Raw genomic sequence first — 19,373 nt, forward strand, 5'->3', positions numbered from 1 at the left:
ACTTCTACAAATATCAATGTTCGCGGATACCGGTCACAACGGTATCCGCGAACGTGTTACTCGACGGTAATCGTATCCGGTTCCTGTTGGGTCACTTTCAACGGCGTACCCTGAATCGCTATAAACACCGCTTCTCGTCTGGTCAGGTAGCCTTTGACGGGATGTGGCTTAATCGTGCCAGTCAGCGTGGTGTCGGTGATGATGCCACAGCCCGTCGCGTGCGCGATTTGCTGCGCTGTCTCATCAAACCTTGAGAAATCGATATCGTAATATTGTGGCACATCGCATTTTCCGCCCAAATTTCTGGCGTATTCCTCTGTACCTGTTTGAGCACAACCGGCAAGCAACAATCCTGTGACTGCTATGAGTAACATCTTCATCGTGCTTACTCCTGTTGATACGTACCGTTTACAGTAGCGATGCCATTTCCTGTAGGATTTGTTCGCACCACTGTTCCAGCCGTTCATCGCTGAGGTCGTATTGGTTCACTTCGTCCAACGCGAGTCCGACAAAATGTTTGCCGTCAGCAGACAGCGGTTTCGGGCTGGTGAAGTCGTAGCCATCGATTGGCCAATACCCAATAAATGTGACACCTAATGGCAGCAGTTGTTCATGCAGCATGCCCAGCGCATCAAGGAACCATTCGCTGTAGCCAAGCTGATCGCCCATGCCGTAAAGCGCTATCACTTTTCCTTTGAGGTTCAGCGTCGCTAATTGGCCCCAAATGTTCTCCCAGTCTTCCTGAATCTCACCGAAATCCCAGGTCGGGATGCCGAGAATCAGCGTACTGTAGTCTTCCATACGTTGAGGTTCGACATCCTTAACGTTGTGCAGATCCACTAATTCTTCGCCCAGAATGTCGCGAATTTTTTCCGCTGCCATTTCGGTGTAGCAGGTGCTTGAGCCGTAAAACAGACCGATTTTCATATTCAGTTCTTTATAAACAATTTCTATCAAGAAGAGCGCGTTCGCTTTAAGTCACAGAGAAGACGTGACAGGCGAATGATGCCGCCGGATGTCGGTATTCTAAAAGGAGAACAGGCGTAAGAAAAGGTGCAGTGAGGGCCGTAGCCCTCACGGAAGGGAAATTATCCCAGCGACTGGTGGCGCGTTTCTTTGGTGAGCAGCAGTGCAATCAGCGTCAGTGAGGCCATCGCCGCCAGATAAACGCCGACATAGAACAGACCGTAGTTGGCCGTCAGCCATGCTGCGATATACGGTGCGACCGATGCGCCCAGAATCGACGAGACGTTATAGGAGAACGATGCGCCGGTGTAACGCACTTCTGTCGGGAACAGTTCCGGCAGCAGTGCACCCATCGGGCCGAACGTTAGCCCCATGATGCTCAGACCCAGCACCAGAAAGCCCATCACCAGCGCCTGATTACCTGAACCGAGCATATAAGGGAACAGCATGGCGAAGACGATCATGAGGCAGGTGATGGCAATCATGGTTTTACGGCGGCCGAAGGCATCTGCCAAATACCCTGCTACGGGTACCATCAGGCCAAAGCCGATCACCGCGATCATCAGCATCAACAGGAAGCTGTTGCGCGAGAAACCAAGCCCTTTCGGCACGGGGGCTGTGCCATACGTCATGGAGTATACGGTCATGATGTAGAACAGCGTGTAGGTTGCCAGCATGATAAAGGTGCCAAGAATCGTCACTTTCATATGCTTGCTAAGCAGCGTTCCCAGCGGCATGCGCACCTGCTTACCGGCTTTGACCGCTTTGGTAAAGACCGGGGCTTCATGCAGAGAGATACGAACATACAGACCAACCAGCACCAGCGCGGCGGACGCGACGAACGGCACGCGCCAGCCCCAGGTCATGAACTGCTCTTCCGTCAGCAGCCAGGATAACAGCAGGAAGGTGCCGTTAGCGAAGAAGAAGCCAATCGGCGCGCCAAGCTGGGGGAACGACCCATACAGCGCACGTTTATTGGACGGAGCATTTTCGGTCGCCAGCAGTGCCGCACCGCCCCATTCACCGCCCAGACCCAGCCCCTGACCGAAACGTGCCAGTGCCAGCAAAATAGGGGCAAAAATCCCAATGGTTTCGTAGGTCGGTAACAGCCCAATCAGAACGGTTGAAATCCCCATGGTCAGCAGAGAAGCGACCAGCGTGACTTTACGTCCGACACGGTCGCCGAAGTGACCGAATACTGCCGAACCAATAGGGCGAGCCACAAAGGCAATCGCAAAGGTGGCCAGTGACTGTAGCGTCGCAGCCGTTGGATCGCCTTGCGGGAAGAAAATATGCGGGAAAATCAGCACCGCAGCGGTGGCATAGATATAAAAATCGAAAAATTCGATCGCGGTGCCAATGAGTGACGCAACGATGACCTTATTGCGTGAGTTTACGGGTGGCGCTTCCGCTTCGGCATCGAGAGTGGGAGTGATGGTGGCTTGCATAATGTTTCTTTATTTTAACAACACGAACAGCCATTCTACGCACAGAAAAATCGGCTTTTCAACGTTGATTAAGTAAGGTCAATACCCATACGAACAAGGCTTCAAGGCACCTGTTCCAGTATACTGTCGATACATAAAATATAATGTTATATGACCTTATTTTTGCCGGAGAATGTTATGGTGATGTTGGTATTCACGGAATATGTGAGATCGCGCACAATTCTGTCTGTGCGAGAATATCGCCTCGATGAAGATGTAAAGTCGTTGCTTCATCGGCATAATATTGCCAATCAGTGAAGAAGGGCACAGCGATGCAAGAACACGATCAGGCGCTTATCGAACAGTTTCTCGATGCGCTGTGGCTGGAAAGAAATTTGGCCGAAAATACGCTGGCGTCTTATCGGTTGGATCTGCGAACGCTGGCAGAGTGGCTTGCGCATCATAACAACGATTTATTGCAGGCACAGTCGCTGGATCTCCAGGCGTTTCTCGCCGATAGGGTTGATGGGGGCTACAAGGCGACCAGCTCGGCTCGTTTGCTGAGTGCGATGCGTCGCTTCTTTCAGTACCTTTATCGGGAAAAGCTGCGTAGCGACGATCCCAGCGCCGTTCTATCGTCCCCGAAGTTGCCACAGCGTTTACCCAAAGATCTGAGCGAGGCGCAGGTTGAGGCATTACTCAACGCCCCAAGCATTGAACAGCCGCTGGAATTACGCGATAAAGCCATGCTTGAGGTATTGTATGCAACGGGGCTGCGTGTTTCCGAGCTGGTCGGTTTGACGATGAGCGATGTCAGCCTGCGGCAAGGCGTGGTACGCGTGCTGGGGAAAGGCAATAAAGAACGGTTAGTGCCGCTGGGTGAAGAAGCGGTGTATTGGATCGAGTATTATCTGGAACATGGTCGCCCGTGGCTATTGAATGGGCAGACGTTGGATGTCCTGTTTCCCAGCAATCGCGCACGGCAAATGACGCGCCAGACGTTCTGGCACCGCATCAAGTATTATGCAGTACTGGCGTCCATCGACAGCGAAAAGCTCTCGCCGCACGTTCTCCGCCATGCGTTTGCTACCCATTTATTGAACCACGGCGCGGATTTACGGGTCGTACAGATGCTTTTAGGGCACAGCGATCTTTCCACGACGCAGATTTACACCCATGTTGCGACGGAGCGGCTGAAACAGCTGCATCAGCAGCACCATCCGCGCGCCTAATATAGAGTAAGTAGACAGAGTAACAGGATGTTATCTGACTGGCGGGGACTCTCGCCAACCACCTTGGCGTATTGCTACGAGCGGCGTATTCACCATGACGTTGCGACACAAACAGGATTGATGAAATGAAAAAAGGGTTATTACTGCTTTCTTTACTGGTGGCGACGGCAACCAACTTTGCTCACGCTGACGACGCCGCGATCAAGCAGACGTTGACGCGTCTGGATATGCAGGGGGCGGAAATTCTGCCTTCGCCAATGGCAGGCATGAAAACCGTTATTACCGAGAGCGGCGTGCTGTACATCAGCGAAGATGGCAAGCATTTGCTGCAAGGCCCGCTTTACGATGTGAGCGGCACGATGCCGGTCAACACCACCAATCAAATCCTGATCGGCAAGATGGATGCGTTACAGGAGCAGATGATTGTTTATAAAGCCGCGCAGGAAAAACACGTGATTACCGTTTTCACCGATATCACCTGCGGCTACTGCCACAAACTGCATGAGCAGATGAAAGATTACAACGCCTTGGGCATCACCGTGCGCTATCTGGCCTTCCCGCGACAGGGCATGAAATCCCCGGCAGCCAAAGATATGCAGTCCATCTGGTGCGTGGCCGATCGCAATAAAGCGTTTGATAACGCGATGAAGAGCGAAGCGATCTCGCCAGCAACGTGCAAAACCGATATCGCCGCGCATTACCAACTGGGTATCCAGTTTGGCGTGCAGGGCACCCCCGCCATTGTGCTGCAAGACGGTTTGGTTGTACCGGGATATCAAGGGCCGAAAGAGATGTTGGCAATGCTGGAAGCACACAAAGCCTCGAAAAAAACCGGCGGTTGATGCTACGTGAACATGATTACCCAACTCCGCCGGCGTCCGCTGGCGGAGGATATTGATTTACCTGATACCGTTCCGCCCTTATTGCGTCGCCTCTATGCGCAGCGCGGCGTTAAAGGGGCTCAGGAGCTGGAACGTAGTCTGAGTGGTTTACTCAATTACCGTTTACTCAGCGGCATTGATAAAGCGATCGACCTGCTGCAACTCGCGCTGGCAGAGAAGCGTTGCATCGTGATTGTGGGCGACTTTGATGCTGATGGCGCCACCAGCACCACGCTTGCCGTACTGGCGTTGCGCAGCATGGGCGGCACGAACGTAAAATATCTGGTGCCGAACCGTTTTGAAGATGGTTACGGGCTAAGCCCCGCCGTGGTGGCGCAAGCCGCCGCCTTGGGTGCGGAACTTATCGTTACTGTTGATAACGGAATCTCTTCCCATGCGGGTGTCGAGGATGCCCATCGGCGCGGTATTTCAGTGCTAGTGACCGATCACCATCTGCCGGGCGAAACCCTGCCTGACGCCGATGCGATGATTAACCCCAATCTGCCAGATTGTGCATTCCCTTCCAAAGCGCTAGCTGGCGTGGGTGTGGCGTTTTACATGATGATGGCGCTGTTTGTACGCCTGCGTGACAGCGACTGGTTTACGCAACCCTTGTTTACGCAACAAGGTCTGGCGAAGCCGAATCTCGCTGAATTACTGGATCTGGTGGCGCTGGGCACCGTGGCTGACGTGGTGCCGCTGGATGCCAACAACCGGATTTTGGTGGCGCAGGGATTAAATCGCATTCGTGCGGGCGAGTGTCGTCCGGGTATTCGAGCGCTGCTGGAAGTAGCTAATCGCGATGCCAGTCAACTGGTCGCTAGCGATTTAGGCTTTGCTATCGGACCTCGCCTCAATGCCGCCGGACGGCTGGATGATATGACGGTCGGGGTCGAACTGCTATTGAGTAACGATATTACTCAAGCGCGCATGTTGGCTAACGATTTAGATGCATTGAATCAGGATCGGCGCGAAATCGAACAGGGAATGCAGGTCGAAGCCCTGCGCCTGTGTGAATCGCTGGAGCGTACCCGTACTGAATTACCTTACGGTCTGGCGATGTATCACCCAGAGTGGCATCAGGGCGTTGTGGGTATTCTGGCTTCACGCATTAAAGAGCGTTTCCATCGCCCGGTGATTGCCTTTGCCCCCGCTGGTGACGGCATGTTGAAAGGCTCGGGACGTTCCATTGCCGGTCTGCATCTTCGTGATGCGCTGGAACGACTCGATACGCTATACCCCGGCATGATGGACAAGTTCGGCGGACACGCGATGGCGGCAGGATTATCGATGCATGAAACGCAGTTCGAGGATTTCCGCCAGCGCTTCGGCGAATTAGTAGGGGAGTGGCTCGAGCCATCTCAGCTTGAAGGGGTCGTCTGGTCTGATGGCGAGCTAGCGCTGCCGGAATTGGATTTGCTCTCAACGGCAGAAATGCTGCGCTACGCCGGGCCGTGGGGGCAAGCATTCCCTGAACCGACATTCGATGGCTGCTTCCGCATTCTTCAACCCCGCTTGCTCAAAGAACGCCATTTGAAAGCGATGTTTGAACCGATCGGTGCAACAGGAACCGTGCCGCTGTTAGATGGCATCGCGTTTAATATTGATACCACCGTCTGGCCCGATCCGAGCATTAAAGAAGTGGAAATGGTGTACCGGCTGGATATTAACGAATTTCGCGGTAAACGCTCGGTGCAATTGATGATCCAACATCTGTGGCCGCGCTGATACCCGTTATACTTCAAGCTGCTTGTGCGTTGGCTGCCCTTACTCACCCCAGTCACTTACCTGAGTAAGCTCCTGGGGATTCGTGCGGTTGCCGCCTTCACGCAGCCCGAATTATCTAGGGTATAGCGTGAACCGAATACGGCGGGCAGAAAGTCTATAAACTGGGCGTTTTATCCGCTAGAATGGCGGGTTACATCATTCCGTTGTCAACGACTTAACGTAAGAATACAAAAAATCATGTTTGAAATTAATCCGGTAAAAAACCGCATTCAGGATCTGTCTGAACGTAGCGCCGTTCTTCGGGGGTATCTTTGACTATGATGCCAAGAAAGAACGTCTAGAAGAAGTAAACGCCGAACTGGAACAGCCTGATGTCTGGAATGAGCCTGAACGCGCTCAGGCATTGGGAAAGGAACGTTCCTCGCTGGAAGCCATCGTGGACACCATCGATCAACTGAATCAGGGGCTGGAAGATGTGGCCGGTCTGCTTGAGCTCGCGGTGGAAGAAGACGACGAAGACACGTTTAATGAAACCTCGCTAGAACTGGACGCGCTGGAAAATAAATTAGGCCAGCTCGAATTCCGTCGTATGTTCTCCGGCCAGTATGACAGCGCAGACTGCTATCTGGATATTCAGGCGGGTTCTGGTGGTACGGAAGCGCAGGACTGGGCCAGCATGCTGGTGCGTATGTACCTACGTTGGGCGGAAGCCAAAGGGTTTAAAACCGAAATTATTGAAGAGTCAGACGGTGACGTGGCCGGTACGAAATCGGCCACCATCAAGATCATTGGTGACTACGCGTTTGGCTGGCTGCGAACTGAAACTGGCGTACACCGTCTGGTACGTAAGAGCCCATTTGATTCCGGTGGCCGCCGCCACACCTCATTCAGCTCCGCGTTTGTCTACCCGGAAGTGGATGACGATATCGATATCGAAATCAATCCGGCCGACCTGCGTATTGACGTTTACCGCGCATCCGGTGCGGGTGGTCAGCACGTTAACCGGACAGAATCCGCGGTGCGTATTACCCACATTCCGACCAACATTGTTACGCAGTGTCAGAATGACCGTTCCCAGCATAAAAACAAAGATCAGGCGATGAAACAGCTGAAAGCCAAGCTGTACGAGTTTGAGATGCAAAAGAAAAATGCTGAGAAACAGGCGATGGAAGATAATAAATCGGACATCGGCTGGGGCAGCCAGATTCGTTCCTATGTTCTGGATGATTCGCGCATCAAAGATTTACGTACCGGCGTGGAAACACGTAACACTCAGGCGGTACTGGATGGCGATCTGGACAAATTTATTGAAGCAAGTTTAAAAGCGGGGTTATAAGAATTCACATGGCTGAATCACAATCACAGGGTGCCGATCAGGCGCAAGATCTGAATAATGAATTAAAAACGCGTCGTGAAAAGCTGGTGACGCTGCGTGAAAACGGGATTGCATTCCCGAATGATTTCCGCCGTGACAGCACCTCCGATCGTCTGCATGCTGAGTTCGATACCAAAGAGAACGAAGAACTGGAAGAACTGGGCATCGAAGTAACCGTTGCAGGCCGTATGATGACTCGCCGCATCATGGGTAAAGCCTCTTTCGTGACCTTGCAGGACGTCGGTGGTCGTATCCAACTGTATGTTGCTCGCGACGATCTGGCGGAAGGCATCTATAACGAGCAGTTCAAAAAATGGGATCTGGGCGATATCCTGGGTGCGCGTGGCAAGCTGTTCAAAACCAAAACGGGTGAACTGTCTATCCACTGTACTGAACTGCGTCTGCTGACCAAAGCGCTGCGTCCGCTGCCGGATAAATTCCACGGTCTGGCCGATCAGGAAACCCGCTACCGTCAGCGCTATTTGGATCTGATCGCTAACGACGAATCTCGCAACACCTTCCGCATCCGTTCCAACGTGATGGCGGCTATCCGTCGCTTCATGGTGGATAACGGCTTTATGGAAGTGGAAACGCCGATGATGCAGGTGATCCCCGGCGGCGCATCTGCCCGTCCGTTCATCACCCACCACAACGCACTGGACATCGACATGTACCTGCGTATCGCGCCGGAACTGTATCTGAAGCGTCTGGTTGTTGGTGGCTTTGAGCGCGTGTTCGAGATCAACCGTAACTTCCGTAACGAAGGCGTTTCCCCACGTCACAACCCTGAATTCACCATGATGGAGCTTTATATGGCGTATGCCGATTATAAAGATCTGATTGTGTTGACGGAAAATCTGTTCCGTACGTTGACGCAGGACGTGTTGGGCTCAACGACGGTGGTATACGGCGATCAGACATTCGACTTCGGTAAGCCGTTTGAGAAACTGACGATGCGCGAAGCGATCTGCAAATACCGTCCTGAAACCAACGTTGCCGATCTGGACGATCTGGAGAAAGCGACCGCGATCGCCCAGTCTCTGGGCATCAAGATCGAGAAAAGCTGGGGTCTGGGCCGCATCGTGACCGAGATCTTCGAAGAAACGGCAGAAAGCAGCCTGATTCAGCCGACTTTCATCACCGAATATCCAGCTGAAGTGTCGCCGCTGGCACGTCGTAACGATCAGAACCCGGAAATTACCGATCGCTTTGAATTCTTCATCGGCGGTCGTGAAATTGGCAACGGCTTCTCCGAGCTGAATGATGCCGAAGATCAGGCTGAGCGTTTTGCGCAGCAGGTCAACGCGAAAGATGCCGGTGATGACGAAGCGATGTTCTACGACGAAGACTATGTGACGGCGCTGGAGCACGGACTGCCGCCAACCGCGGGTCTGGGTATTGGTATCGACCGTATGGTGATGTTGTTCACGAACAGCCACACCATCCGCGACGTGATCCTGTTCCCGGCGATGCGCCCGCAGAAGTAAGGCAGAGAAAGTCCGCCTGACGGACGTTGTCGTCATACTTTATTGAACCGGTGCAATTGCGCCGGTTTTTTTATTATCGACAATGCAAAATTTTAGGGGAAACACGGGGATGAGGTTCCCGTAGGGACACCTCGCACCGTGGTAACCCCGCGTATCTCGATCTCACCTCGATAGTATTATCACCTCGTTTTATCTCCGCATTCTTGTCGTCATTCTGTGATTGTCGCCCAGCGGGGGAAGATGCTATTTTCAGGCATTCATTCGCTGCCGGAACACTCTCATGATGACGTACCGCGATGCCTGGTTCGAACTGGCGCTGTTAACCAACGGCCGCAGTTTTCCACGCCATACGCATGATGAGTTCGTCATCAGCGCCAACCTCAGCGGGTTGGAAACGGTCTGGCTGGATGGCGAGACTTTTGTTGCCACCAACGATATGGTGACGACCTACAATCCCAATCAGCTACAGGGTAGTGATAATGCGTTCGACCGCTGGCAGTGTGCATCGCTGTACGTTCACCCACGGGCATTCGAGCAGTATTTCCATCAAACGTTTCTATTCTCACAGGGTTGGAATCCATCGGCGCAGCTGGCGTCCGAGCTAAAACAGCTCGTCACCTCTGATTTGGACGACAGTACCCGTCAGGAGCGCATTATTCTGTTGTTGGCAGGGTTGATGGAAGGGCAACATCGAATGCCGCCCCAAGGCCAGATCAAAGAGGCTGAGCGGATCACGCGGATCAAAGAGGGGCTGCTGAACGATCTCAGTGATATCCCCACGCTCGATCGGCTCGCGCAGCAGGAAAATCTGTCGGTTGCGCATCTGGTACGTTCATTTAATCAGGCGGTCGGGCTGCCACCACTGGCGTGGCTAATGCAGCGACGTATGTGCAAAGCACGAGAACTGCTGCGGCAGGGGACAGCGATCAGTCAGGTTGCAGGCGATGTCGGGTTTGCCGATCAGGCGCATTTCACTAAAGCTTTCAATCGCTATAACGCCATGACGCCGGGACAGTTCCGCCGTATCAATTTTTGACAATACAGCGTTTCCTTTGGGTTCTACACTCGCCTTATTGCTTAACGCGCTAAGGGAATATCATGCTGTTAGTTGTCTTCACGGGGATGCTGCTGTCCCTGTCACTGTGTCTCGATCTGGGAATGGTCAATACCGCGATTATTAACCGTGGGTTGCGGCACGGGGCGCGTTCTGCGTTTTATATCGGACTGGGTTCCTGTTTCGGCGATCTGTTTTATGCCACGTTGTCGGTGCTGGGGCTGGCGGTGGTATTTAACCTTACGCCGGTACGCTGGGTATTATGGATTGGCGGCGGGCTGATTCTGATCTGGATGACGATCAGCATGGCGCGTGCGGCATGGCGTGACTATCAGGTTAAGCGCTTTGCTGATTTATCTATGACAGAGAATGCTATGGGTTCCACCGCGCCACCAGCCCGGTACACTGAATTTTTCAGTGGTGTCGGCATGGCATTGGCATCACCAACCGCGTTACTGTGGTTTGCGGCGATTGGCGGCACCATTATCGCGCAGTCTACTGATGGTTCTGCTTTCATGATTAGCCTGTTTCTGCTGGGCTTTTTCGTCGGAGGCGTACTGTGGACGTTCTTCCTCGCGGCGCTGGTTAAATATGGTCAGCGCCTGCTGAAAGAACGTATTTCATTCTATTGCAGTCTGATCTCTACGTTGCTATTTGCCTACTTTGCCTGGCACGTCATTTCCAATGGCTATGAGACGTTGTTCCTACCGCTAGCCACGGCTGTATGACCGGTCAAAACAACAGCACTTTGCCGGGTTTTTTACTTGCTCGGCAACGGCATAGCGCTATAATGCCACCCGCCTCTCTGTGCGAGTGTAGTTCAATGGTAGAACGGCAGCTTCCCAAGCTGCATACGAGGGTTCGATTCCCTTCGCCCGCTCCATGACACTTCTTAAAGTTCAATAAGTTACTGAATCCTATGGGACATGGCTTAAAGCCTTCCGATAGTTTTACTCACTGTAACCAACACTGTGACTAACTTTGTTGAAGTAGTGAGCAGACCTAAGGTCTCAGTACATGCTCAACTCAAGAACCTACCTTTATCAGCGTAATGGTGTCTTTTACATCCGTCTTAGGATGAAGACCACTGGTCGCCTGACCGCTTCGCTTCCCTCTCATAACCGTTATAAACTAGCGTCAGTATCACTACGGACTAAGGACAGACGCACCGCTATGGCTCACTCTCGGCACATCAAGTCAGCACTTAAAGCAATCCATGCAGATAACCCTAGCGCGTCCTATGAGGAGCTACGGGAGCACCTGAAGACCATTGTCGAGTGGGAACTTAGTGTCAGCCGTGATGACCTGAACGACCCTGAGTCCTATCAGCTTTATGTTGACCAGTACGATGACATTAAGTCCAACCTTCGGGAAGCTGTAGCAACTGAGCGTCTGACTGTAGACCAGCATCGCTATATCAATGACGTTATCGGTGTGCTTAAAGCCTGTCAGGATAGACTCAAGGGCGATAGCTCTGGCCTGTTGTCTTACCTTGAGCCTGAGACTGGCAGTCTAAGACCGTCCGTCTCCCTATCTGTATCATCGGAGCCTGAAGTCCCTGAACCTCTCGTGACTCTGGAACGAGTAACTAAAGCACTGACCCTCGCGTCTCTCATTGAGCAGTACGAGCAGGAGAACGCCCAGAACTGGAAGCCAGCGACCCTAAGCGAGAACCGAGCGTCACACTCTACGTTAATCGAGATATTCGACTATCTGGATATTCAGGATGTTGGCAAGGCGACCCGCTCAGATATGCTCAGGGTCCGTGAAGTCCTTCAGCAGATACCGAAGAACCGCAAGCAACGCTTTAAGGATATGCCGCTGTCTGACCTGCTGAACCGGGAGTCTAAGACTGACTGTCTGGATGTCGTAACCATCAACAATAAATATCTTATCAAGATGGCTGCTGTCTTTAAGTGGGCGGTACGCAACGACCTGATAGCTAAGAACCTGACAGAAGGTCTTGAGTTGAAGGTCCCGCAGCGTAAAGCCTCAGACGCCCGTGATGCGTTCAGTCCTGAGCAGGTAGGGCAACTACTGGTCGCCGCTAAAGCGTACTCTCAGAAGACCTCAGGTAAGCCCTACCACTATTACGTCACTGCTCTGGCGGCAATCACTGGAGCAAGACTTAATGAGGTCGCTCAGCTACAGGTCAAAGACGTCAGGGTCACTGAGGCCGGGACCGTGTATATCCATATCAACGAAGACGATAGCAGCTTACCGGGCAAGAGCGTTAAGAATGCGCATAGTGATCGCTGTGTCCCGTTGGTAGATGGTGCTTATGGTTTTGTATTGGCTGACTTTATGTCGCTTGTGGAAGACCGTAGAAAGGCTAAGGGTGATAATGCTATGGTATTCGATGGCCTCAAGCTGATGAAGAACGGCTACGGTGAGCAGGTGAGCAAATGGTTTAACCGGACGTTGCTGCCTAAAGTCCTCGCTGACCGTAGCGGCTTAGCTTTTCACTCGTTTAGACATACAGTTGCGACCCAGTTAAAACAACATGGGGTCGAGTTAGCATATGCTCAGGCGATTATGGGTCATAGCTCAGGGTCTATAACTTACGACCGTTACGCGAAAGAGGTCGAGGTAGATAGATTGGTTAATGTGATGGCGGGTGTTTATAAGGAGACTGGAGTAGATGGCGATACCGTTTAAGGCACCTGAGTTTGAAGATCAGGCTTTTAACTGTCCATATTGTAATGCTTTTGCTCAACAACGCTGGCAACAGCTTTATTATTATAGCAGTCACTCAAGTGTCCCCATGCACACGGCAACGTGCAATCATTGCCAACATAAAAGTTACTGGTTTGAGGAAAGGTTAATCATTCCAGCAGCAAGTGGAGTTGAGCTTCCTAATCCAGATATGCCGGAAAACTGCAAGTCCGATTACATGGAAGCCAGAAGCATCATTAATCTGTCTCCTAAAGGTGCTGCTGCGCTCCTGCGTTTGTGTCTCCAAAAAACTAATGGTCCATCTCAAGGAGCCGGGTGAAAACATTAACACTGACATTCGGTCTCTCGTTAAGAAAGGACTCCCTGTTCGTATCCAGCAGGCCGCAGACATTTGCCGAATCGTTGGTAATCAGGCAGTCCATCCGGGAGATTAACCTTGATGATGACCCGAAGTTAGCTCATGGTCTCTTTAAGTTACTGAACATTATTGTTGATGACCAAATTACGAGACCGAAAGAGCTTGAAGATATGTTCCTAAGCATGCCTGAAGGCCCGCGCCAAGGTATTGAGAATCAGGATAAGAAGGCGAGGGAACAGCAGCAGGCCGCTAACGAGTAAGACTGGTCGTTCAGATTGAATATACCCTCACTATAGGGAAGGGGGGACTAAACTATCACTATAGGGGGAGGCCCTAAGCCCCCACCTTAATAATTGTCACCGACCCACACATTCATATAGTCTCAGGCTTCCGGTAGCGGACCGATTGGAAACCATCCGCAGACGCCTAGTGTTAAATCACCTTGGCCTGAGACCATTCCCTTTAACGTAGCAATCTCTCTCCTTTGACAGGCGGAGAACATCAGACCGCAGCGGAAGTATCCGTCTATGCGACCATCGGTGTGCGAGATTGTGAAGAACCAAGACATCATTGCTGAGGTCTGCCATCCATTGTGGACAGGCGGAAACTCAAAGAGGTTAGACCAGTGGTGTCTGAGGTTGAACCTTGAGTCCTGACCAGCAGGCTGGAGGAGACCATGAGTTTATCTTGTTATGGATTGTGTTTATCACAATTCCAATAAGAAGAACTTTAAGTCCAGCCTCCAGTCCTGTCAGCCCGAAGTAAATTATGGTCACTATGATGTGGTCTCCATACTTCGGGTCTAACTGGAGGTCAGATTATGGCCTTATCAGGTAGCAAATCTTATACCCTCACTATAGGGACTGGACCCTTAGCTATCACTATAGGGACCATACATTCCGCCTCTGGTCTTGATGCGTCAAGTTATGCGGAAGCTCTCCCGACATTAAGTCTTTCTCCATACCAAGGCTAGCAAGACAGCCTCTGTCAGACTCCCAGCCCGTTAGCGTTCTCGTGTCTTCATTTGACTTGGGTCTATCACCGCTCACCATCTGGTCGTCCTGACACGCTGTCTTGCACCTTTATCATTACTGGTCATCGCAGACCACATAACAATTACCTCAAGTCATTCTGTTTGCGTCCTGTTGCCTGCTGGTCTCCCTTTACGTGGGGGCTTGAGTAGGTCAGTAGGGTGCGACTTCAGGGTGCAAACAAAAGGAGTACACGTAAATGTCTCAACAAGTAGTCATCTTTAACGATGAGTTCTCTCTGTCTTCCTATGAGTTCCTGACCAAGGTTATCAATCCTGCCCGTGAAGAGGCCGGGGAGAATCCCGTCAGTAATAAGGACTTCATCAATCGCGTGAAGGATGAGCTGGATTTAAAAGAGGAAAATTTCCTTTTATTAGACACGGGCGCTTCTGGACGTAAAGCCTCTCACACTATCCTTAACGGAGACCAACTACTATTGGTCGGTATGCGTGAGTCTAAAGCTGTGCGTCGCAAAGTCCTTGACTACATCCGACGAATTGAGAAGGACAAGCAGCTACTGGAAGACCAGAAGAAGCGAGCAGCCATTCAGTCCGCTAACCGCCGAGGCGTGACTTGGGGCGACTACTGCAAAACCTATGGTCTGCCCGCTCAGAAGCTAATGACCGCACTTCTCCAGCATCGTGGCCTCTTTCGTAAGAACTCAATCAGTAACGAGTGGTCTGTAAATCCGAAGTATTCCGACTGCTTTCGTATCATTAAGCCGTCAGACCAGAAGTTCTCAGCAGGTGGGTATAACTTCCGGTTCAACGCTAAGGGGCTGGAGGTCTTCGGTAAGCCTGAGAAGGTTGACAAGATGCGAGGCATCCTTATTGCATTCACTGGCACCGACCAGCAGAAGCAAGAGCACCTCCTGAAGCTGGCACAATCCGGTAAGGTGGAGGGAATCTAAGATGATGATTGACCCGCGCACACCTGAGGGGCGCATGACTCTCCGTTACCGTGGCTACCGGACTGAGGTCATCCTGAAGGAGCTTGGTCTAGACCCGGAAGATGAGACCCGCCAGCACCAATCCCGAGACGAGCTAATAGCCCAACTGGTCGCTATGAAACTGCCGCCTAACCGTTAGTAGCTCACCTACTCAATACCTAATTTAAACACCTTTTGAGATGACCGATGCGGGGAGACGCCGCAGGACTAAACACGCCTGTGGTCGACCGATAGTCTCAACTCTCAAGAGGAGTACCAATTTATGTTATTCAATAACCAAGACTGGAAACTGTCAGTCACCGACATCAATCTCTACGAGAATACTGTGAGTCTGGACGGTCAGTCCTATCCGCTGTCCCTCGCTATCAAGACCCTCATTCCGGGGTATCTGTCAGGCTTGCCGTCCACCAGCCGCGAAGCAATGGAGTTACTGGAAGCTCTTGCTGAAGCTGGCGTGACCATTGGTAACTTCTTCAGTAATGACCTGATGACCGCCTACCAACGCCGCCAGATGAATAAACGTGTTGAGGCTGAGCGTATCGCTAAAGAACTGGCGTCTCAGAAAGAGCGTACCCGCGAGATGTTCATGACTGAAGACGAATGGCAAAAAGAGCTACAGCGTCGCGAACAGGTCAAAGCTGAACGCCGGACCTATGGTGAGAACCTCCGCAGTGCTAACCATTCCGCTGGTCGTTCCAAGGCTTCAATTATGGCTGACCTCGATAGTGGCGCTAACTGGATGGACTGCTTGTAAGCAAGTGACCCTCATCTAAGAACACACGGTCCCTGACTTACCGTTAGGGACTTCAAGTATTTGACTCAAGGAGATTAATTATCATGACTATGACTAAAGACGCTTTCCAGTTCGGCATTGAGCCTGTTCGTATCACCGACACCGACAACCTTCAGATTAACGAAGGTCTTCCGACTAACGCCGACCCTCAGGTTTATGCCCTTGAGCTGGCTAAGCTGGTTAAGACGATGCTCAATGGTGTGCTTAAAGACGCTCAGGATAACATTCCGTTCCCTGTAGAAGTCCTGCCGACCCGTAACAGCTTACCAACTCCAATCATCGCTCACACGCTGGCTGACCGCTCTGTGGTCGTTCCTGTCCGTGGTGGTAAGCGACCTGAAGTCGTGACCGCTCCGTCCGGCACTGAAATCACCGTGGAGCCGATTGAACAGGCTATCCTCGTATCACATCAAACCAAGCTGTGGGACGCTAAGTCTTCCACTGGTTTCACTCAGGGGACGCTCCAGCAGGACGCTCTGAACATCTGCGATAACGTGGTCCGTACCATCAATAGTCGCATGGTCGATGTACTGGAATCCTCCAAGCTGTTGAAGACTGTAGAGCTTCCGGTCCTGACTGGTAGCCTGACAGCTAAGGCAGACACTATCATGGACGCGCTGTATGAGAACACCGAGTCTTCTTTCGGTTCTGAGGTTTCTGACTACGGCATTATCGCCCATGAGTCACACCTCAAGGCTCTCTCCCGTCTGGCTGCTAAGCAAGGTTTTGGTGGTGAAGACGCTATCGTCGATATGCTGGGGACTGACATCGCCTATTACAACGGTGAAGACCGTGGCGTGTTCATGATGGCTAAGCGTTTTACGGCTCTGAGCTTCGGTTGCTTCCGTCACGATGGCGAGAACATTACTGTGGTCCTTTCACGTGATGGTGACTCCCAGTCTCACGACCTTGAGATTCTCGGCAAGGTGTTTGTTGTAGCTGAAGCTGCTACGACCATCAAGATGGGTACTGGCTCGGCTACTGCTGTCCTGCCTGTAGTCAAACGCCTGAGCTTCACTAAAGAAGCTAACTAACAATAACGACTATTGGTCAGACTTCCTAACTGGATATCTGGCCTTTATTTTGTACTAGTAATCTAGTTCATGGGTGCGGAAAGAGGAGGACCTAATGGACCTACACAAAGTCTATCTCGGGGTCTTCCTGCTAAAGTTAGCGCTTGTTGTTTGGCTGGTGGTTCTTAGACGATGAGTTTTGACTGAAAAAATGTGAGACCCTATCTAATATAAAGAGCGAGCCAAAAGTCCCCATAGCCCGACCCTGAGTCAGGCCAAAAGGGCCGGGTAGTCAGACCGTGAGTTCTATTCCTTTAGAGGGAATATTACGTGCTTCAAGTCTTGACCGTCAGCCTCTCAATGTGTAACCATCACTGTAACCACTGGATTCATCAGTCTTTAAGAAACAAGAAGTTAGCTAGTTGTCCTCGGCTCCCTTCACTCGCTCCAAAAACATTTCTAATGCCTTGATTCCAAAAGTGTATATCCGTGTGCTATACAATCAATTATATTACCCTATGGTTACCCATGAAATTTGTAACTGCCGGGCTACATCCGCGTCATGCTCAAGAGAAGAAGGTCGTGATTTCTCGGTCATCGATGAATTAAGTTGAACAAATCACTCGCTATTTTGTGGCGTTGTATGAAGAAAGAAGGATTTAATATCCGTCTCTATTGAATCTTTACGTCAGAGTGTTCTGCGTCACGTTACTGAGGTCAGTGTTTATGGAACCACATCCGATACGCGAAATCATTGAAGCCTGTGATAAAGCAATATCTGAACGAAATTTTGATGCCTTGATGAATTATTATGCCGAGGATGCCGCACTTGTTATCAAGCCAGGAATGGTTGCAAGAGGGAAAGGTGATATAAGAAAAGCGTTTATCGCTATTGCCGATTACTTTAAAAATCAACTTGTTGTTGAACAAGGAAATATGCAGGTCATCGAAGGTGGTGGAGACGCTTTAGTGATTATGGAAACGGTGCTTCATTACCCAGACGATCAGGGGAATAGTGTCACCACAACCCGACGAGCGACCTACGTGTTCAAGAAAGACGCTGATGGACGCTGGCTTTGCACAATTGATAACTCCTATGGAACAACACTTCTTGACTGATGATGTCTAGTCAATTCAGGCGTCAGGGTGATGCTGGCGCGTTTTTCGTCTTCCTCGATGGCTTTCCCATGTTTGGATATGAGGCCAACGAGTGACCCCAATCTCTTTTATTTCTCTGCTTTAATGACGGTCGCTGTCCAACTGGGTAAATCCCAGGTGCCGCCGAGTTGGATCATGCGGCATGAACCTGTGGTTGATACACTGCTTTGCTGGAATGTTTTTCCATCCCATATCCAGGATTCATAGCTCATGCAGTCCGCGAGCCCGCGTCCTTTATGTACTGCGGTAATTTCACCGTTCTCGTAATTTGTGCCATCCGTCGTCACGAGCTGCGGCTGAGTTTGCATGGTGTTATCGATGACCCAGTAGGCATAGCCTTCGTTATAGGCTGCGCGCCAGCAAAGGGTACTGAGCAGAGACAGGCTGTCAGTCAGTGGGGTGAACGTAATGGGTTCTGCTTGTGGGTCATCTTGTGGCAGCAAGTTATCGCAGTCGTTATGCAGCGTTTTAAGTAGCTTTTTATGGAGAACGGATTGTTCCACATCCGTCAGAGTCCGCGATGCCTCCTGCTTAGTGATTGCTGCGTAGATAACGGGGGCAACTACAGCAGGTAACTCACTGCTTTTATTTCCTTTTTTGGTGATGGCATCCGTTGTCCCGATGCGACCTTGTTTCTCATCCATTTTTAATAGTACGGCGTAGGCACCGGCCCCGGACAGTTCGGAAACGGCACCATTGTGGCGAAAAGCGACTTTCCCGCTTCCTTTTAGAGCCTGCAATACGCTGGGAATTTGTTTCTCATTGAGCTGCCAGAGATTGTCTTTGATTGGGGTGAGCAGGCCTTTATCCACACCATCAATGGTTAGCGTGAGCGTGGTGCCTTTAGGAATCGCTTGGTATACCTCAGCGAGCATGACGTCTGCCGTTATGGGCGTATTCTTCCCGGCATGACGCGTGAGAAGCAGTGATATTCCAGGAACATCTTGCTCGTCCCCCGCGTATTGCTCTTCGGATGAGTAGCCGGCGGCTCGGCACGTCAGCGTGTTATCACAGACCACTTCCCAGTCTTTATGAGAGAAAGAACTATCGGTGAATGTTGTGGCAAATGCCAGAGCCGGGATACCCGCGATGAGGGCAGTGAACATATTGACGCGGTAAGGGAGAGAAAAAATCATTTTCCATCAAATCCTTGGTTATGTTACGGCTTACCCTTGACCTATTTGGAGCGTAAAGAAGGCCGTCGCTTTTTTTGACATATGCCAAGATGTTAGCTTTAGACCACGT

The 19,373-nt window shown here is 51.3% G+C and carries 16 protein-coding genes, 1 tRNA gene and 1 pseudogene; 14 read left to right on the plus strand and 4 right to left on the minus strand.

What is annotated here, in order from left to right:
- Positions 1–56: 56 nt before the first annotated feature.
- From E2566_RS03670 to E2566_RS03680, 3 genes are all read right to left on the minus strand, one after another.
- Complete coding sequence (locus E2566_RS03670) at positions 57–380, minus strand: hypothetical protein (RefSeq protein WP_107167850.1); 324 nt, start codon at positions 378–380, stop codon at positions 57–59.
- A 28-nt stretch (positions 381–408) separates the two neighbouring features.
- Positions 409–927, minus strand: a complete 519-nt coding sequence (gene fldB / locus E2566_RS03675) for a flavodoxin FldB (protein ID WP_107167849.1) — start codon at positions 925–927, stop codon at positions 409–411.
- 161 nt (positions 928–1,088) lie between these two features.
- Complete coding sequence (locus E2566_RS03680; protein WP_107167848.1) at positions 1,089–2,414, minus strand: MFS transporter; 1,326 nt, start codon at positions 2,412–2,414, stop codon at positions 1,089–1,091.
- A gap of 311 nt (positions 2,415–2,725) precedes the next feature.
- On the opposite strand from E2566_RS03680, the gene xerD reads away from it, so the two are divergent.
- The 14 genes and pseudogenes from xerD to E2566_RS03750 all read left to right on the plus strand — a co-directional run bounded on the left by xerD (position 2,726) and on the right by E2566_RS03750 (position 18,089).
- Positions 2,726–3,625 (plus strand): site-specific tyrosine recombinase XerD, encoded by a 900-nt coding sequence (gene xerD, locus E2566_RS03685; protein WP_107167847.1) that lies wholly within the window; start codon positions 2,726–2,728, stop codon positions 3,623–3,625.
- 125 nt (positions 3,626–3,750) lie between these two features.
- Positions 3,751–4,467 (plus strand): bifunctional protein-disulfide isomerase/oxidoreductase DsbC, encoded by a 717-nt coding sequence (dsbC, locus tag E2566_RS03690; protein ID WP_107167846.1) that lies wholly within the window; start codon positions 3,751–3,753, stop codon positions 4,465–4,467.
- 6 nt (positions 4,468–4,473) lie between these two features.
- On the plus strand, positions 4,474–6,234 hold the full coding sequence (recJ, locus tag E2566_RS03695; protein ID WP_205942447.1) for a single-stranded-DNA-specific exonuclease RecJ: 1,761 nt from the start codon (positions 4,474–4,476) through the stop codon (positions 6,232–6,234).
- Positions 6,235–6,471: 237 nt separating this feature from the next.
- Positions 6,472–7,570 (plus strand): peptide chain release factor 2 gene (gene prfB / locus E2566_RS03700; RefSeq protein ID WP_107167844.1). Its coding sequence is split into 2 segments (ribosomal slippage): positions 6,472–6,546 and positions 6,548–7,570, totalling 1,098 coding nucleotides; the frame shifts between segments, so codons are not numbered across the junction.
- Between the two features lie 8 nt (positions 7,571–7,578).
- Entirely contained in the window at positions 7,579–9,096 is a 1,518-nt protein-coding gene (gene lysS, locus E2566_RS03705; RefSeq protein ID WP_107167843.1) for a lysine--tRNA ligase, read from the plus strand.
- Between the two features lie 280 nt (positions 9,097–9,376).
- On the plus strand, positions 9,377–10,132 hold the full coding sequence (locus tag E2566_RS03710; RefSeq protein ID WP_107167842.1) for an AraC family transcriptional regulator: 756 nt from the start codon (positions 9,377–9,379) through the stop codon (positions 10,130–10,132).
- 62 nt (positions 10,133–10,194) lie between these two features.
- Positions 10,195–10,878, plus strand: coding sequence for a LysE family translocator (locus E2566_RS03715; RefSeq protein ID WP_107167841.1), 684 nt, complete (start codon positions 10,195–10,197; stop codon positions 10,876–10,878).
- Positions 10,879–10,959: 81 nt separating this feature from the next.
- Positions 10,960–11,033, plus strand: a tRNA-Gly gene (locus tag E2566_RS03720).
- 134 nt (positions 11,034–11,167) lie between these two features.
- Positions 11,168–12,808: a site-specific integrase gene (locus E2566_RS03725; protein ID WP_057515590.1), complete on the plus strand. Its 1,641-nt coding sequence runs from the start codon at positions 11,168–11,170 to the stop codon at positions 12,806–12,808.
- Positions 12,792–13,444 (plus strand): annotated as a pseudogene (locus E2566_RS03730) (DUF4145 domain-containing protein). The gene E2566_RS03725 and the pseudogene E2566_RS03730 overlap by 17 nt, the downstream one beginning before the upstream one ends.
- Before the next feature lie 970 nt (positions 13,445–14,414).
- Positions 14,415–15,125 (plus strand): hypothetical protein, encoded by a 711-nt coding sequence (locus E2566_RS03735; RefSeq protein ID WP_107167840.1) that lies wholly within the window; start codon positions 14,415–14,417, stop codon positions 15,123–15,125.
- Positions 15,126–15,426: 301 nt separating this feature from the next.
- Positions 15,427–15,918 carry a hypothetical protein gene (locus E2566_RS03740; protein WP_057515587.1) on the plus strand — a complete coding sequence of 164 codons (492 nt, stop codon included), beginning with the start codon at positions 15,427–15,429 and terminating at the stop codon, positions 15,916–15,918.
- 83 nt (positions 15,919–16,001) lie between these two features.
- Positions 16,002–16,991, plus strand: coding sequence for a hypothetical protein (locus tag E2566_RS03745; RefSeq protein WP_057515586.1), 990 nt, complete (start codon positions 16,002–16,004; stop codon positions 16,989–16,991).
- A 705-nt stretch (positions 16,992–17,696) separates the two neighbouring features.
- A complete protein-coding gene (locus tag E2566_RS03750) occupies positions 17,697–18,089 on the plus strand; it encodes a YybH family protein (RefSeq protein ID WP_107167839.1) in 393 nt (130 codons plus the stop codon).
- A 107-nt stretch (positions 18,090–18,196) separates the two neighbouring features.
- Here E2566_RS03750 and E2566_RS03755 read toward each other — a convergent pair whose 3' ends face one another.
- The gene (locus tag E2566_RS03755) at positions 18,197–19,264 is read right to left on the minus strand and encodes a DUF1176 domain-containing protein (RefSeq protein ID WP_107167838.1); all 1,068 of its coding nucleotides are present in this window, start codon (positions 19,262–19,264) and stop codon (positions 18,197–18,199) included.
- Between the last annotated feature and the right edge of the window lie 109 nt (positions 19,265–19,373).

It is taken from the genome of Pectobacterium punjabense, from assembly GCF_012427845.1.
In the GTDB taxonomy this organism is placed as follows: Bacteria; Pseudomonadota; Gammaproteobacteria; order Enterobacterales; family Enterobacteriaceae; genus Pectobacterium; species Pectobacterium punjabense.

Bases quoted from the DNA above. Each gene is read 5' to 3' on its own strand.
- dsbC (WP_107167846.1), top strand. From the start codon at position 3,751: ATGAAAAAAGGGTTATTACTGCTTTCTTTACTGGTGGCGACGGCAACC.
- fldB (WP_107167849.1), bottom strand. From the start codon at position 927: ATGAAAATCGGTCTGTTTTACGGCTCAAGCACCTGCTACACCGAAATG.
- E2566_RS03755 (WP_107167838.1), bottom strand. From the start codon at position 19,264: ATGATTTTTTCTCTCCCTTACCGCGTCAATATGTTCACTGCCCTCATC.
- E2566_RS03740 (WP_057515587.1), top strand. From the start codon at position 15,427: ATGTTATTCAATAACCAAGACTGGAAACTGTCAGTCACCGACATCAAT.
- E2566_RS03750 (WP_107167839.1), top strand. From the start codon at position 17,697: ATGGAACCACATCCGATACGCGAAATCATTGAAGCCTGTGATAAAGCA.
- E2566_RS03715 (WP_107167841.1), top strand. From the start codon at position 10,195: ATGCTGTTAGTTGTCTTCACGGGGATGCTGCTGTCCCTGTCACTGTGT.
- E2566_RS03725 (WP_057515590.1), top strand. From the start codon at position 11,168: ATGCTCAACTCAAGAACCTACCTTTATCAGCGTAATGGTGTCTTTTAC.
- E2566_RS03735 (WP_107167840.1), top strand. From the start codon at position 14,415: ATGTCTCAACAAGTAGTCATCTTTAACGATGAGTTCTCTCTGTCTTCC.
- lysS (WP_107167843.1), top strand. From the start codon at position 7,579: ATGGCTGAATCACAATCACAGGGTGCCGATCAGGCGCAAGATCTGAAT.
- E2566_RS03745 (WP_057515586.1), top strand. From the start codon at position 16,002: ATGACTATGACTAAAGACGCTTTCCAGTTCGGCATTGAGCCTGTTCGT.
- E2566_RS03680 (WP_107167848.1), bottom strand. From the start codon at position 2,414: ATGCAAGCCACCATCACTCCCACTCTCGATGCCGAAGCGGAAGCGCCA.
- E2566_RS03670 (WP_107167850.1), bottom strand. From the start codon at position 380: ATGAAGATGTTACTCATAGCAGTCACAGGATTGTTGCTTGCCGGTTGT.
- E2566_RS03710 (WP_107167842.1), top strand. From the start codon at position 9,377: ATGATGACGTACCGCGATGCCTGGTTCGAACTGGCGCTGTTAACCAAC.
- xerD (WP_107167847.1), top strand. From the start codon at position 2,726: ATGCAAGAACACGATCAGGCGCTTATCGAACAGTTTCTCGATGCGCTG.